At 68.3% G+C, this 13,225-nt stretch carries 15 protein-coding genes; 8 read left to right on the top strand and 7 right to left on the bottom strand.

All coding sequences use genetic code 11. The features are described from left to right. Positions 1-182 precede the first annotated feature (182 nt). A complete protein-coding gene (locus tag EV644_RS36095; RefSeq protein WP_132194763.1) occupies positions 183-863 on the bottom strand; it encodes a DUF6308 family protein in 681 nt (226 codons plus the stop codon). Between the two features lie 31 nt (positions 864-894). Continuing rightward, a complete protein-coding gene (locus tag EV644_RS45665; RefSeq protein WP_199240185.1) occupies positions 895-1,506 on the bottom strand; it encodes a DUF4234 domain-containing protein in 612 nt (203 codons plus the stop codon). A 249-nt stretch (positions 1,507-1,755) separates the two neighbouring features. Here EV644_RS45665 and EV644_RS36085 point away from each other — a divergent pair, with 249 nt between their 5' ends. Together EV644_RS36085 and pyrE are read left to right on the top strand one after the other, a co-directional pair. Next, a complete protein-coding gene (locus EV644_RS36085; protein ID WP_241999258.1) occupies positions 1,756-3,036 on the top strand; it encodes an exonuclease domain-containing protein in 1,281 nt (426 codons plus the stop codon). 199 nt (positions 3,037-3,235) lie between these two features. After that, positions 3,236-3,769, top strand: coding sequence for an orotate phosphoribosyltransferase (pyrE, locus tag EV644_RS36080; protein WP_132194761.1), 534 nt, complete (start codon positions 3,236-3,238; stop codon positions 3,767-3,769). An 870-nt stretch (positions 3,770-4,639) separates the two neighbouring features. Here pyrE and EV644_RS36075 read toward each other — a convergent pair. The 3 genes from EV644_RS36075 to EV644_RS36065 all read right to left on the bottom strand — a co-directional run bounded on the left by EV644_RS36075 (position 4,640) and on the right by EV644_RS36065 (position 6,330). Further along, the gene (locus tag EV644_RS36075) at positions 4,640-5,425 is read right to left on the bottom strand and encodes a DUF429 domain-containing protein (protein WP_132194759.1); all 786 of its coding nucleotides are present in this window, start codon (positions 5,423-5,425) and stop codon (positions 4,640-4,642) included. Positions 5,426-5,476: 51 nt separating this feature from the next. Beyond that, on the bottom strand, positions 5,477-5,743 hold the full coding sequence (locus EV644_RS36070) for a hypothetical protein (protein WP_132194757.1): 267 nt from the start codon (positions 5,741-5,743) through the stop codon (positions 5,477-5,479). 98 nt (positions 5,744-5,841) lie between these two features. Next, complete coding sequence (locus tag EV644_RS36065) at positions 5,842-6,330, bottom strand: FBP domain-containing protein (protein ID WP_132194755.1); 489 nt, start codon at positions 6,328-6,330, stop codon at positions 5,842-5,844. A 425-nt stretch (positions 6,331-6,755) separates the two neighbouring features. Between EV644_RS36065 and EV644_RS36060 the strand changes: the two genes are divergently transcribed. After that, positions 6,756-7,307: a YceI family protein gene (locus EV644_RS36060; protein WP_132194753.1), complete on the top strand. Its 552-nt coding sequence runs from the start codon at positions 6,756-6,758 to the stop codon at positions 7,305-7,307. Between the two features lie 232 nt (positions 7,308-7,539). Continuing rightward, on the top strand, positions 7,540-8,043 hold the full coding sequence (locus tag EV644_RS36055; protein ID WP_132194751.1) for a hypothetical protein: 504 nt from the start codon (positions 7,540-7,542) through the stop codon (positions 8,041-8,043). Positions 8,044-8,305: 262 nt separating this feature from the next. Here the strand turns inward: EV644_RS36055 and EV644_RS36050 are convergent, their stop codons facing one another. After that, entirely contained in the window at positions 8,306-8,875 is a 570-nt protein-coding gene (locus EV644_RS36050) for a hypothetical protein (RefSeq protein ID WP_132194749.1), read from the bottom strand. A 211-nt stretch (positions 8,876-9,086) separates the two neighbouring features. Here EV644_RS36050 and EV644_RS36045 point away from each other — a divergent pair, with 211 nt between their 5' ends. The 4 genes from EV644_RS36045 (at position 9,087) to EV644_RS36030 (ending at position 12,143) form a co-directional block, all read left to right on the top strand. Then, positions 9,087-9,779 carry a hypothetical protein gene (locus EV644_RS36045; protein ID WP_132194747.1) on the top strand — a complete coding sequence of 231 codons (693 nt, stop codon included), beginning with the start codon at positions 9,087-9,089 and terminating at the stop codon, positions 9,777-9,779. A 34-nt stretch (positions 9,780-9,813) separates the two neighbouring features. Next, positions 9,814-11,016: a sensor histidine kinase gene (locus EV644_RS36040; RefSeq protein ID WP_132194745.1), complete on the top strand. Its 1,203-nt coding sequence runs from the start codon at positions 9,814-9,816 to the stop codon at positions 11,014-11,016. Then, the gene (locus tag EV644_RS36035; protein WP_132194743.1) at positions 11,013-11,678 is read left to right on the top strand and encodes a response regulator; all 666 of its coding nucleotides are present in this window, start codon (positions 11,013-11,015) and stop codon (positions 11,676-11,678) included. The genes EV644_RS36040 and EV644_RS36035 overlap by 4 nt, the downstream gene beginning before the upstream one ends. A gap of 87 nt (positions 11,679-11,765) precedes the next feature. After that, positions 11,766-12,143: an MmcQ/YjbR family DNA-binding protein gene (locus tag EV644_RS36030; protein ID WP_241999256.1), complete on the top strand. Its 378-nt coding sequence runs from the start codon at positions 11,766-11,768 to the stop codon at positions 12,141-12,143. 6 nt (positions 12,144-12,149) lie between these two features. Here EV644_RS36030 and EV644_RS36025 read toward each other — a convergent pair whose 3' ends face one another. Further along, positions 12,150-13,211, bottom strand: a complete 1,062-nt coding sequence (locus EV644_RS36025; protein ID WP_132194741.1) for a hypothetical protein — start codon at positions 13,209-13,211, stop codon at positions 12,150-12,152. Between the last annotated feature and the right edge of the window lie 14 nt (positions 13,212-13,225).

Raw genomic sequence — 13,225 nt, 5'->3', positions numbered from 1 at the left:
CGCCCGAAGGCACGCGGGACCTCCTCGAAGCCACCGGCTGGATGTCCTCGAGGCTGGCGAGCCACCGGCGGGACGTCATCCCTGGCTGACGTCCCGCCGGTGGGGAGGTTCCCTGCGCTGACGCCCCCCGATCAGCGAAAGGTCCCCTGCGCCGTACGCCTCCCGCGGCGTACGGGCGTTGGTCAGGAAGCTCGGGCTGCCGCCGCGTGCCGGCGGGCGCGCATCCACAGGACCACGTCGAGCGTCCGCAGTGGGGTGATGATCGGTTCGAGGCCGGCTTCCTGGTGCAGCACCTCGAGGTGCTCGCGGAGCTCCTGGGTCAGCGCGGCGTTCAAGGACACCCACCAGTTCGCGCCGTTGCTCAGGCCGACCAGAGTCCTCACCTGGCGGTCGTAGATCGGGATCAGCAGGGGCCGTTTGCGAGCCAGCAGCTTGCTCGCGGTGACTCCGGACGTCCCGTGTTCCCCGCCGTTCCACGCCATCGCCCGGAACCGCTGGAACAGCCGGCCGGCCGCCGACCGCGGTCCGAGGTCAGACCTGGAGGCGTCCCAGAGGTCCACATCGGCGGGGATCTCCGCCAGCAGTTCGGAGATCTCGGCGGCGTCCTCACCCAGCAGCCGACTGGACACCGTGATCGGCAACCGAATCCCCAGGGCCGATACGGCAACGATGTCATCAGCCGTCAGCCTGTTCCGGTCCCGCTCCTGGTCCTCCGGCGTCCCGATCCGCTCGAACCACCGCCCGCTGTACCCCGTGCCGGGCGGTCCCTCCTGGTAGTAGCTCGCGAGATCCTCGACTGCCTCGGAGTCCGTGACGAACTCCAGAAGCCGCGGCCTGAGACTTGTGTCGATAGTCAGTTGCATGTCACTCCGTTGTGAGCTGCGCAAGGCGTTCTCAGCTAGCGCCGAGCGAACGCCAGTACGCGTTCAATGCGCTGTTGGTCTTGACGAACCAGACGATCGGCCCGACCAGGATGAAGATGCCGAGCACGTACCACAGTCCGGTCGTACCGCTGACCGGCCGCTGCAGCCCGCGCTGCTGGTACAACTGGCCGACCTCGGCGGAGACGATGAACGGGCTCACGATGCCCAGGAAGAAGGCGGTCAGCAGGCCGAGCCCGCCGCCGAGACCTTGGCCCGTGTGGCGCTTCATCTCATCGTGCACCTGGTAGAACCAGACGAGTCCGTAGATGCCGAGCGTGATCACGAACAGGAACATCGCCAACCCGGTACTGCGGATCTGGCCGATCGCCTGCTGCTGGTGCATCGGCAGCGGCTGGTAGGCCGGCGCTGTGTGAGCCGGCAAGGGCCGCTGTGTGCCGTGGGCAATCGGCTGCGGGACAGGTGCCTGCCAGTTGCCGTACTGCGCTGGCTGCGGGACTTCCGTCTGCTGTGCCGCGGTCGGCGCGGCTGCGGGTGCCTGGGCGTTCGCCGAAGCCTCCAGCAGTGGCATTTCCGGGCGGTCCTCGCCGGGCAGCGAGAAATTGGGCGTAGTTGAGTGACTCATCAGTGATTTCCCTCCGGTGCGCGCTGCGGCGCATTCGTTTGATGCGCGGCGCCGTCCGGCGTTCCCCCCACGCATCTGGCCTATCGATCGTTCCAATGCGTTCGTTACAACGAATTGCGGCTGTCATTTCGTTTCGTGCGGCAACGTGTGCAGGTGTGGCTGTCGAGTCGTGTGTTCGAGGTTGCCGGTGGGCTCCGCGTGGGGCGGTCGACGGAAAGTGTCGGCGGGGTGTGATTGGGTTGAGGCAGGTTGGAATTCGAGCTGGAGGAGGCGCCGGGGATGTATGCCGTCATCGACACCGAGACCACCGGCCTGCTGCCCGGACACCGGCATCGGGTGATCGAGATCGCCGTCGTGCTGCTCGACGCGCACGGCCGGGTTGAGCGCGAGTGGGTGACGCTGCTGAATCCGCAGCGCGACCTCGGACCTCAACATATCCACGGGATTCTGACCGCGGACGTTCTCGCCGCGCCCGAGTTCGCCGATGTCGCGCGGGAGCTGGGGGAGTTGCTCGCCGGCCGGATGGTTGTCGGGCACAACGTCGAGTTCGACCTCGGATTCCTCCGCGCGGAGTTCGCCCGCCTCGGCTTCGCAGTACCGCTGATCACCGAGCGGTCGATGTGCACGATGGCGCTCGCGGGCTATCTGTATCCGGGTGCCAAGCGCACCCTCGGCGCGTGTTGTTCGGCGGCCGGCATCTCCATCGAGGGCTGGCATTCGGCGCTGGCGGATACTCGCGCGACAGCCCAACTCTTCAGTCATTATCTGCGCGCTTTCCCTTCACCACCGCCCTGGCAATGGGCGTACGACGAGGTCCGCCGGCTGAGGTGGCCCTCGATGCCCGGTGGGGAGTTCACGCCCACCGTGCGGCCGGTGCACGCGGGTGGCCGGCACGGATGGATGAGCCGTCTGGTCGACCAGTTGCCCCGTGTTCCGGAGCCGCCGCAGGCCGACTCGTACCTCGCCGTGCTCGACATGATCCTGGCCGATCGCGAGATCAACCAGGAGGGCGCGGATCAGCTCGTGCACGTGGCGACCGATCTCGGGTTGAGCCGGTCGCAGGTGGACGAGCTGCACCGGGTCTACGTGGCGGATCTCGCGGATGCCTTGTGGACCGAGGGTTTCGACGTCAGCGCCGACGAGCGCAACGACCTGGACCGGGTGGCGGTGATGCTCGGGCACCGCGCTTCCGACGTTGATGATGCTTTGGTCCGAGCCAGCAACGGGCGATACGTCGTACCGGCGCGTCCCGGTGCGCGAGCGTTTCCCGCGGGGAGCACGATGGTGTTCACCGGGGACATGGTCGAGCAGCGCGAGGTGTGGTGGGACCGGGCGGTGGTTGCCGGGTTCATCCCGCAGGAGGCGGTGCGGCCGGACACGACGTTCCTGGTCGCCGCTGACGTGGACAGCCTGTCGGTGAAGGCGCAGGCGGCTCGGGAACTCAGCGTGCCGATCGTCGCGCTCGAGGACTTCGTCCGCATGCTGCCGCCTCACCTGCTCCCATCCTCCAACGAACGCAAGGCCGGCTGAGACGCCTGCCGGGAGGTCTCGGGAGTCGGGGCGTTGGCCCGCGGGGGAGGTTGTCGGTCTGCCGGGAGGTGTCGGGCTGGCGGGGATCGACTGGCCGAGGAGGTGTCGGGGGTCGGGCTGCCGGGGGAGATGTCGGCTCGCCGCGGGGGATTAGGTGCCGGATGCAACCGGCGGGTCGGGCGGTGGTTAAGGTGCGGGCGTGGACCTCGACGAGTTGGCGCAGCGGATCTATCAAACCTCGCATATGACCGGTGAGTTCGTACTCCGCTCGGGCATCACCACGAACGAGTACTTCGACAAGTACCGCTTCGAGTCCGACCCGGTCCTCCTCGACGCGATCGCCGAGGCGATGGCACCCCTCGTCCCGCCGGACACGGAGGTTCTCGCCGGCCTGGAGATGGGCGGCATCCCCGTCGTCACCGCCCTCAGCCGCCACACCGGTCTTCCGTGCGCCTTCGTCCGCAAACACGCCAAGCCCTACGGCACCCGCCGCCTGGCCGAAGGCACCGACGTCACCAACCGCCGAGTCCTGATCGTCGAAGACGTGGTAACCAAAGGCGGCCAAATCCTCCAGTCAACCAACGACCTCCGCACCCTGGGCGCCACCATCGACTCCGCCCTCTGCGTAGTAGACCGCCAACAGGGCGGCCACGAAGCCCTGGCCCTCGCCAACATCACCCTCCGCTCCCTCCTGACCGCCACCAACCTCCGCCCACCCACCCCCCACCCCTAACCGCACACCCCCGCCTCTCCTACCCCCACCCCGACGCCAGACCTCGGCCCCACCTGCCCGCTGACCACCACCAGCCCACCTCTTCCCAGCGCCATCCGCTCCCCGCCGCCTGCCCACCCTTTCCCGCGCGCCCGCTCCCGCCCGCATCCCTCGCCCGAGCCGCGTCCGCTCCCACCGCCTGACCACCTCTTTCCAGCGCGCCCGCTCCCGTCCGCTGGACACCTAGCTCCGGCCGCGTCCGCTCCCACCGGCTGCCGACCTCTTTCCCCGCGCCCGCTCCCGTCCGCTGGACACCTAGCTCCAGCCGCGTCCGCTCCCACCGGCTGCCGACCTCCTTCCAGCGCGCGCCTGCACCCGCCGCCGTACCTCGGCCGCCCTCCGCAGCCTCTCGACCGCGCCCGGGTGCGCCGCGGCTTTGTGCACCGTTCGTGCGTCGACGGAACCGAGGACTACTCGTCCGGTGCACTAAGTGGATGGCAGATGCGGGCGGGCCGGCACCTTGTGCACGGTCTGAGCGCTCGTCGCCGGTTGGGGCGCTCACGCGATGCACAAAGTCGTCGCGGTTTCGCGGCCGACGTCCAACCAGATCACTGGTCGCTGCCCCAGGTCATCACCCGATCGACGCTCGCCATGCGCCGCCACTCGGCGGTGTCTGCCCATCGCCTGCCCGCCGCTCGCTGTGCTCCGGCGGCTGGCCTCGGGCGGTCGCTTGCTGGTTGCTCGGGCTGTGTTCCGGCGGCTGGCCTCGGGTGATCGTCTGCTTGTTGCGCGTCGTGCTCCGACGGCTGGGCTCTGCTCGCCGGCTGCTCCTGGGGCGCTGGCTGCTTGGCGTCGCTTGCGGAGTCTCCCTGGCGGTGGCTCGGGATGTGGTTAGGGGTGGTCTATTTGGTTGGCTTGGGTGGGCGAGACGGGAACCAGGATTTGACCGGTGGTGGGACTGCCTAGGAGGCGGGTTCTGGTGGGGTGGGTGGTGGAGTAGAGGGCTATGTAGGCGCAGACGACTGAGTCGATGGCGTCTTCGAGGCGTTTCAGGTGGGACTTGCGGGTGGCGAGTTCGGCTGCGGAGCGGATGGCTTGCCAGTCCGGGTCGGACTTCAGGAGTAGAGGCGGGGAGGCGTCTGCGAGGGAGTCCAGGAGGGTGATCAGGCGGAGTAGTTCGGACTGGAGGTGGTTGAAGTCCCGGCCTGGTTTGTGTTTGTAGGTGAGGATTTTCGGCAGGTCGAAGAAGGTGACGAGGGCGGGGTGGGGGTAGACCTCGGCTGCTCGTCTTGGGGAGGTTGGGGCCAGGTCCAGGGCTAGCGCGTCTGCTAGGCGGAGGGCTCGCGAACCGTTGGTGAAGCTTGGGTTCGCGGTGTTGGCGGCGTGGCAGGACGCGCCGAAGCGGCCGAAGTGGCGGGAGACCAGACGTTCGCACGAGCGGTGGCCCGAGGGGTTCACCACGATGATCGGGGCGTCGAACGCGACGAAGCACGGGCCCGCCGTCCACGGGCGCAACCAGGCGAGGATGTCCTCGTCCGTCTGCCGGGTGGTGACGTCCAGCAGTGATCCGGTGTGGTCGAGGACCGCGAGGCCGGTGGTACCTCGCTGTCCCCAAGCGAGGTCCACACCGACGAAGTACTCGCCCCCCGGCGCGACGGGATGCTCAGGTGCGGGCATGCCGGCGGATCCGGTCCGGCGTACCGGGGTGTTTGGGTTCAGGGGTGTGGCTCACTCCTCGATGTGGGAGTGGCCGTCCTCGCGCTCTATTTCGAAGCGAAGGGTTTTGCCGGATCGGAGTCGCTCGATGGCCGACAGGCAGGCCTCCTCGCTCATGTGTACGCCGATCTCACCCAGTTTGTTGCGCAGCACGAGGGCGGCGTCCTCGGCGGACCGCGAACTCGACTCGTTGATCGCCTCGATGGTGGTGGCGGTGAGTTGCTCGCGGATGTCCGGGTGGACCTTGTGGATCTCGTGGGTGATTCTGAACTCCGACATCGCGACCTCGTTCTCCCTTGGCGGTCTGCCCTGGCCTTGTCGATCAGACTAGTTCTCCGGACCAGTCGGACAGAGAGATTGTGTCGTCCTGGTCGTGGTTAGGCGAGTACCCGGCTGACGAATGTTTCAAGCCGTTGTCCGAGACGTTCGACCCGGACCTCCGCGGCGACGGTCTCGCCCTGCGGTACCTCGAGCTCGCGAAGGCCGCGCAGGTAGAGCGAACACGCCAGATCCGCGCAGATGTAGGTGCCCACGGTGTTCCCGGCCTTGCCGACCGCGCCGGCCCTGCGCGCGACGAACAACGCCACGTCGGTGACCTGGTGCGCCGTGTGGCACAGGTCGCACAACCCGGTACCGCGCCGAGGCTTGCCGGTCGCCGCGGTGTTCACGGCGATCCCGGTCACGCAGTCGTCCCGGCGTACGACGAGGTAGCCGCGGGCGGGGGCCTTCGGGTCGCGCCAGCCGAGGTAGTCCAGGCTGTCCCAGGGCAGGGAGTCGAAGTCGCGGGGGAGCGTCATCGCCTTCACCAGGCTCCTGGACGAGTTCACGAAGGAGCTTCTGATCTCGTCCGCACTGAGCGGCTGCACGGCTGGTCCTCCGGGATCGGTCGACGATTGGCGCAGCCGACTTCCTCGGGCTGCCGCCACAGCCAACCCGCTCGGGCGGCGGGCTGGCAACCGAAATAATCTCGTTGCCTTAAGCAAGAAGGTCGATGCGAGACGGCGTCGACAACTCGCTAGTCGGCGGTTGCGGTGGATTGGCGCGGCTCGGGGTGGCGGTCGTGGGCGGGAGTCAGGTCAGCCGTTGCCCGGAGAGGGCGGCGTTGGCGGACACGAAGGTGGTGGACGGCCAGCCCGTGAGGCGTGGAGGAGCGGCTCCTGGCGCTTGTTGAGGCGGCAGGAGGTTTCTTGGGCGGATCCGCGGACATCCCGTAATCGGGTCTGGACGAAGGGCTCCCGGTCTGACAAGTTAGAAGATGAAAACTAAACTACCTCTTTGGGAGGCGGACTGCATGACCACTGGACATCCCGAACTGACCGGCGACTACGCCATCGACGCGGCGCACAGCCGGATGGGCTTCGTCGCCCGGCACGCGATGGTGGCCAAGGTGCGGGGCGGGTTCGACGAGTTCGAAGGCGCGCTGCACATCGATGGCGAGAAGCCGGCGAACTCCCACGGCCGGGTCGCCATCCAGGCCAAGAGCATCGAGACCCGAAACAAGCAACGCGACGACCACCTGCGCAGCAATGACTTCCTCGATATGGACAACCACCCCGAGATCACGTTCGCGTCGACGGCCATCGAGCCGCAGGGCGACGAGAGCTTCAAGGTGACCGGTGACCTCACCATCCGCGGCATCACGAAGTCGGTCGACATCGACTTCGAGTTCACCGGCGCGGCGACCGACCCGTTCGGCAACTCCCGGATCGGTCTGGAGGGAGCGGTCGTGGTGAACCGGAAGGACTTCGGGGTCAGCTGGAACGCGGCCCTCGAGGGCGGCGGCGTCCTGGTGAGCGAGAAGGTCGCACTCGAGATCGAGATCTCGGCGATCAAGAACGCCTGACCAGCTACCCCGCGCATGCCCGGCAGTTCGCCGGCTTCGGCAACGCCGCCCACCCCATCCACAGACCGAGGTCGTGGAAATCCGAGGTCGCGGAAATTGTTGGGTGGCGGATGTTTCGCGGGTTCGTCGCAATGGTGTCACGATCAGCGGTGGACCCTTTCCGGGCCTGGTTCGTCACAGTCGGTGCTGACAGACTTTCTGTGAGTGCCGGCTAGGTCCAGGGGGTCCGCCGATGATCGACACCACGCTGTATCGATGGTTACGGCCCCTGCTGGGGCGCCGGCGGCGAGGTCGCCGCACACCGGAGACGTTCCGTCCGCGCGGCACGAGTTCCCGGGTCAGCCGCCTGGCGACCCGGTACGACGCTGAGGTGGATCTTGCCCTGCAGCGACTCTGGCCGAAGGCGCGGGTGTACCACGATCGCGAGTTCACCCGGGATCGCGCGGACTTCCTGCTGGTGGTCCGCGGCCGCGGGGTGATGATCGAGACGAAGGTGAAGAGCGACCCGGGCTTGTTCCGCGGTTCCACTTTGCCGCCGCTGCTGGACCGGCTCCAGCGCGACGGTCGACGTCTCGTCGTACTGCTGAATCAGGGCGACCCCACGCCGGCGCGTGAACTGGTGGCGGCCAAGCTCGGCGACAAGGCTCGCGTCATCGTGTGGTCCGGCCCCATCGACGACCCCATCCTGCTGGAAGCCGTCGAATCCCTCCTTCACCAGTCGAGCCGCCACGCCTGACAACCCCGGGGAGCCAGACCACCACCTCGCCGGGAGGCCTCATCATCCTCGCTGGAGAGCTGGAGAGCTGGAGAGCTGGAGAGCTGGAGAGCTGGAGAGCTGGAGAGCTGGAGAGCTGGAGAGCTGGAGAGTTGTCTCGGCGCCCTTGCCTGGGTGGAGAAACGACAGCGCGGAGAGCATGGGGCTCTCCGCGCTGTGAGTTGGCTCCGGTCCGCGAGGTGTGCCCGGCGGCATCGGACCGGAGTCGATTTGCGGGTGTGACTCAGCACTTCTCCGGGGTGGTGCGGCCGCCGTCGACCACCCAGACGCCTTCGCGGAGTTCGACGCGCATCTCGTCGAGCCAGCGGGTCGGGGTCGTCGCCGGGAGGACGCTCCTGCCTCTGGCGTTCACCGTGCGGGCCCGGGTCGTGTCGTAGCAGGCGCGGACGATCACGCCGGTGGTGCCGAGGGTCCGCTTGGCCCAGAGCACCTTGGTCTCGCCGGTGTTGTGCAGCTTCTTGGAGCGGTAGTACCTCGCTTGCTGGCTGATCGACTTGTACAGGGTCGGCGTCATCACCGGGACCAGTTGCTTGGTCGATTGACCGCCGCTCTGCATCATCACGTCGAAGGCGACGCGGTACTCGTAGTACGCGTTGACCACGGGGTCGTCCGAGGGGCCGGCGTTCTCGTCGGGCGCCGCTTCCTTCGCGACCGGGTCGGGCAGGCCGTGCTTGGACGCCTTCTTGGCGCCTGGCGACGACGCGGCCACCTCGGCGGACTCGTCGTTGCCGCAGTCTGTGAGCATCAGGACCGGGATCAGCGTGGCGATCACCGCCAGGTTCCGAATGCGCATGTTGTCCGAACCTCCTGTCGGGCGCGGCACTGCCGCTCGCGCCCACCGGCACTGACCGTGTAACGCCTCGACACGGACCGTGGTCACTGTGAGCTAGATCACAGCTGACCCCGTACTGGGGTAGGGGATGCGACTTCGCTCTGTGGCTGGATGCCAGATGGGACGCAGATTCCTAGGCTCGATCTCACTTACTGAGACCAAGGAGCACCCCATGACGAACAGCCTCCCGCCCACCTCCACAACCCCCGGCGCCAGCTCCGCGGCAACCCCCGGCACCAGCCCCGCGGCACGCGGCGGCACCACGTCCGCTGCGAACGGCCGCGGACCGGTGGCAGGCCTGGCGGCGGGGGAGGAGGGGCGGCGTCGCGGCCTTGTGGGTCGGGTTGTGCGGGCGATTGCGTATGACGTGGCGTTGGTGCCGGTGGGTGTCGCGGCGATGGTGGGAGCGGTGGTTGGGCGGGGGGATGGTGTGCACGAGAGGTGGCGGAGGCTTGGGCGGTTTCTGGGGGCCGCCGAGGCCGTTCGGCTTAGGCGGCCGGGGCAGGCGGCCTTGTTCCTGCATGGGTTCTCGAGTCTGGTGCTTGGGGTGCTGTGCTGGTTTCTGGTGATGATGCTGGTGCTTGCTGTCGTCCGTGGGCCGTTCTATGGATTTGTCGAGCACGGTCCTTACGGGCCCGGCACGTGGGGCGGGCCGACCAAAGCGGGTGCCTGGGCGGTCCACGCCGCAGTCGCCGTGCCGCTCATTCCGGTGCTCGGTTTCGCCCTCCGTGGCATCGCGCTCCTGCAGGCTGCGACTGTGCGCCGTCTCTACGGCTCCCTCACTCGTTGGTGGACTATCCCGGTCACCGCGGTGCTGACTCTTGCCGGTCTCGCACTCCTGTACTCCTGGACCCAGCAGATATGACGACGCGGGAGATTGAGCGGTCTAGGCTCGCGTGGTGACCTCCGAGCGGCGTGTTCAGGCCGGCTGGCCTGCCGGGCGGGGTGGGATCGCGGCCGGCGTTGCCACTGGGGCCTTGCTGGTATTGACGACGGCCGATCTGGGGCAGCACTACGAGGTGCCCTTGGGCGGCGCGTTTGCGTTGGCAACGTTGCGCGCCCTGGCGTTGGCCTCGGCCTGGTTGCGGCCGACGGTGGCGGTGCCTGTTTCCTTGCTGGGAACGGCTCTGACCGCCGCGGTGTGTGTGCCGGTCTCACCGGACGAGGCTTGGCCCTGGCCGGTGACGAGCGTCTTCGGGCAGGCGGCGGTGCTGGTCATCGTCGGCGCGCGTGGTGCATCGCGGACCGCGCTGGCGGTCTGGTGGGCGGCCACGCAGGTAGTCGGCGTGGTCGCGATGGCGTTGGCGCCAGAGCGCGGTACCTGGGCCGGCCTGCTGACGATGGCGGTGTTGTCGGCGGTGGCCGTCGGAGTAGCGGACCTGCTCCGGTCACGAGCGGAGACACGACGCCGGTTGTCTGAGCAGGAGACCATCAGCGAAGGAGAACGTGCGCAACGTGCCCGGCTGCAGGAGCGCGCACGCATCGCCCGAGAACTCCATGATGTCGTGGCGCACCACCTGTCCGTCGTGGTGGTTCGCGCGGACAGCGCACCACACCGGTTGCGAGAACTGCCTGCTGAAGTGCGGGAGGAGTTTGCCGGGATCGCGGACGATGCGCGCTCCTCCCTGATGGAGATGCGCCGCGTGCTCCGCTTGCTGCGGGAGGATCCCGCCGCCGAGGTGGACCGGCCGACGGAGCTTGGTCCGCAGCCAGGTCTGGCCGAGCTCGAGGAACTCGTGGCGACCACCCGCCGGGCAGGTGCCGACGTACGGCTTGAGGTCGCACTTCCGGCCGAGGCGGACCCGGCGGCGGAGCTCACGGCGTACCGGGTGGCGCAGGAGGCCATCAGCAACGCGGTGCGGCACGCCCCCGGCGCCAAGGTGGAGGTGGCAGTCGATGGAGCGGGGGATGCGCTTGTCTTGACTGTGGCGAACGGGCCTTCGCCGACAGGGGATTGTGCGGCGCCGGGGAGCGGGCACGGGCTGGTCGGGATGCGTGAGCGGGTCGGACTGCTCGACGGCACGTTCCAGGCAGGGCCGACCTCCGAGGGCGGATACCTGGTGCAAGCATCGATTCCGTTGAACGCGAAGGAAGCCGGATGACGATCAAGGTCCTGGTGGTGGACGACCAGGCGATGGTCCGCGCCGGGTTCAGCGCGTTGCTCGGCGGACAACCGGATCTCGAGGTCGTGGGCGAGGCCGCGAACGGCGCCGAGGCGGTGGAGCTCGCCGCCGAGAAGGCGCCCGACGTCATCCTGATGGACGTGCGGATGCCGGTTCTGGACGGGCTGGCGGCGACCCGGCAGATCCTCACCGGTACGACACCCGGTGAACCGCCCCGGGTCATCATGCTCACCACCTTCGACCTCGACGAATACGTGTACGACGCGCTGCGCGCCGGAGCCAGCGGGTTCCTCCTGAAGCACTCGTCGCCGGACGAACTCGCCGCCGCAGTACGGGTGGTCGCGGCGGGAGATGCGCTGCTGGCTCCGTCGATCACACGCCGGCTCGTCGAGGACTTCGCCCGGCTGCAGCCCGTCCTCCCGACCACTGCAGCCGACCTCACCCCGCGCGAGACCGACGTACTCCGGCTGGTGGCGCGGGGTCAGTCCAACCGGGAGATCGCCGCGACCCTGGTGCTCGCGGAGCAGACGGTGAAGACCCATGTGAGCCGGGTCCTGACCAAGCTGGACCTTCGGGATCGAGCGCAGGCTGTCGTCTACGCCTACGAGTCCGGTGTGGTCAGCCCGGGACCGCGCCATTGAACAAACGAGCTCCCGTTTCGACAAGACGATCGCTCCTTTCCGGTGGGAGGGTGAGACGACTGGGGCGGGATCGGGTGGAGAGGCAGGGTGGTCGTGGTGGACGGGCTGGACAGGTTGCGGGAGCTCTGCCTCCGGTTGCCGGATACAACTGAGCGGTTGAGTCATGGGGAGCCGACCTGGTTCATCCGCGGGAAGAAGACGTTCGTGATGTTCGCCGACCAGCATCACGACGACCGGACCGGTTTCTGGTGTGCGGCTCCCGAGGGTGTCCAGGAGTCGCTGGTGGCGGCGGATCCGGAGCACTTCTTCCGGCCGCCGTACGTCGGTCATCGTGGCTGGCTGGGGGTGTATCTGGATGTCGAGGGAGTGGACTGGGACCAGCTCGAGGAGATCGTCGACGACGCCTACCGCCAGATCGCCCCGAAGACGCTGATCGCGCAGCTCGACCAGTCCGGACCGCGGTAAAGCGACTCAGCCACTCGGCGAGGCCGAATCGCTGGTGAGAGCGCCGAGATCCTCGGGCCAGTGCTCGGAGAAGTCGTCCTCGGCGACATCGCAGTCATCCCGGCCGTGGCTGGGATCAGGGAGCTCGCGCGTGTCCCGTCCGTTTCTGAGCTCAGGCAGCTCGCGCCCAGGGCCTGACGGATCGGCCAGCCAGGCGGCTCGGGCGTCATGACGGCAGGGCATGGCCGTTCGGTAGGTGGCTGCCGAGAGCAGGAGGACGGTCAACTCGCCGGTGGTCACGCCCAGCTGCTCGGCATCCCGGCGGAGGGCGGTCACCAGCGCTCCCGGTACGTCTTCGAGGACGACCCGGTGTCCCGGCCGGAGCCCTTCGACGGATTCCACCGGCCAGTCACGAGCCCAGCGCTCGTCGCCCAGTTGCAGGACTTCGTCGAGCGGTGGCAGGGGGTCGATCAGCAGATCGGGGACCTCGGCGAGGGCGCGGAGCATTACCTGGCCGAGGGTGTGGTGGCTGCGCCAGTTGTTCAGGCTGTCGTCGGACTTCAGATGCCGCCGGAGCACGACCCGAAGGCGTTCCAGCTCGGGGCTCTGGTGGGGTGGTTCGTGCGCGACGGGCTCGACCCAGAGCCGGCCGTTCCTGAGGCGGAAGGCGAGCAGCGAGTCGGTCGGGACGTCGGGCAGCCAGTCGGGTGGACCGCACCAGCCACCGAACTCGCCGAGTGAGGAGGTCACGGCCCCGCCGGCCGCCAGGGCGAGGGAGCCCTCGTGCACGAGCAGGTGGTCGAGCACCGCCAGCTCAGGACCGGTGAACAACACCTGACGGTCCTTGGTGCCGTAGCGGACTCGGTGGGTCAGGGCAGCACCGTCGAGCATCCGCCGGGCGCTGTCGAACCGGCCGTCCGGGAGGTGCACCATGATCGGCGACTGGCGCAGCGCAGTGCGGACCGTGGTCACCGGGTTGGTCGACTTGGTCAGGCCGGCCGCGGCTACTCGGCGGGCCAGTTCGTCGGTGGGTTGCGGGCCGGCAGCGGTGATGAGATCGGAACAGAAGGCGACGATTCGTTTGCTCATGCCAAGGAAAGTAC

Origin of the sequence: Kribbella orskensis (genome assembly GCF_004342085.1) — a bacterium.
Lineage (GTDB): Bacteria > Actinomycetota > Actinomycetes > Propionibacteriales > Kribbellaceae > Kribbella > Kribbella orskensis.
The sequence above is the reverse complement of the archived record's forward strand: the minus strand, read 5'-3'. Positions and strand labels throughout refer to the sequence as shown.

Bases quoted from the DNA above. Each gene is read 5' to 3' on its own strand.
- EV644_RS36095 (WP_132194763.1), bottom strand. From the start codon at position 863: ATGCAACTGACTATCGACACAAGTCTCAGGCCGCGGCTTCTGGAGTTC.
- EV644_RS45665 (WP_199240185.1), bottom strand. From the start codon at position 1,506: ATGAGTCACTCAACTACGCCCAATTTCTCGCTGCCCGGCGAGGACCGC.
- EV644_RS36075 (WP_132194759.1), bottom strand. From the start codon at position 5,425: ATGCCCGCACCTGAGCATCCCGTCGCGCCGGGGGGCGAGTACTTCGTC.
- EV644_RS36070 (WP_132194757.1), bottom strand. From the start codon at position 5,743: ATGTCGGAGTTCAGAATCACCCACGAGATCCACAAGGTCCACCCGGAC.
- EV644_RS36060 (WP_132194753.1), top strand. From the start codon at position 6,756: ATGACCACTGGACATCCCGAACTGACCGGCGACTACGCCATCGACGCG.
- EV644_RS36055 (WP_132194751.1), top strand. From the start codon at position 7,540: ATGATCGACACCACGCTGTATCGATGGTTACGGCCCCTGCTGGGGCGC.
- EV644_RS36050 (WP_132194749.1), bottom strand. From the start codon at position 8,875: ATGCGCATTCGGAACCTGGCGGTGATCGCCACGCTGATCCCGGTCCTG.
- EV644_RS36045 (WP_132194747.1), top strand. From the start codon at position 9,087: ATGACGAACAGCCTCCCGCCCACCTCCACAACCCCCGGCGCCAGCTCC.
- EV644_RS36035 (WP_132194743.1), top strand. From the start codon at position 11,013: ATGACGATCAAGGTCCTGGTGGTGGACGACCAGGCGATGGTCCGCGCC.
- EV644_RS36025 (WP_132194741.1), bottom strand. From the start codon at position 13,211: ATGAGCAAACGAATCGTCGCCTTCTGTTCCGATCTCATCACCGCTGCC.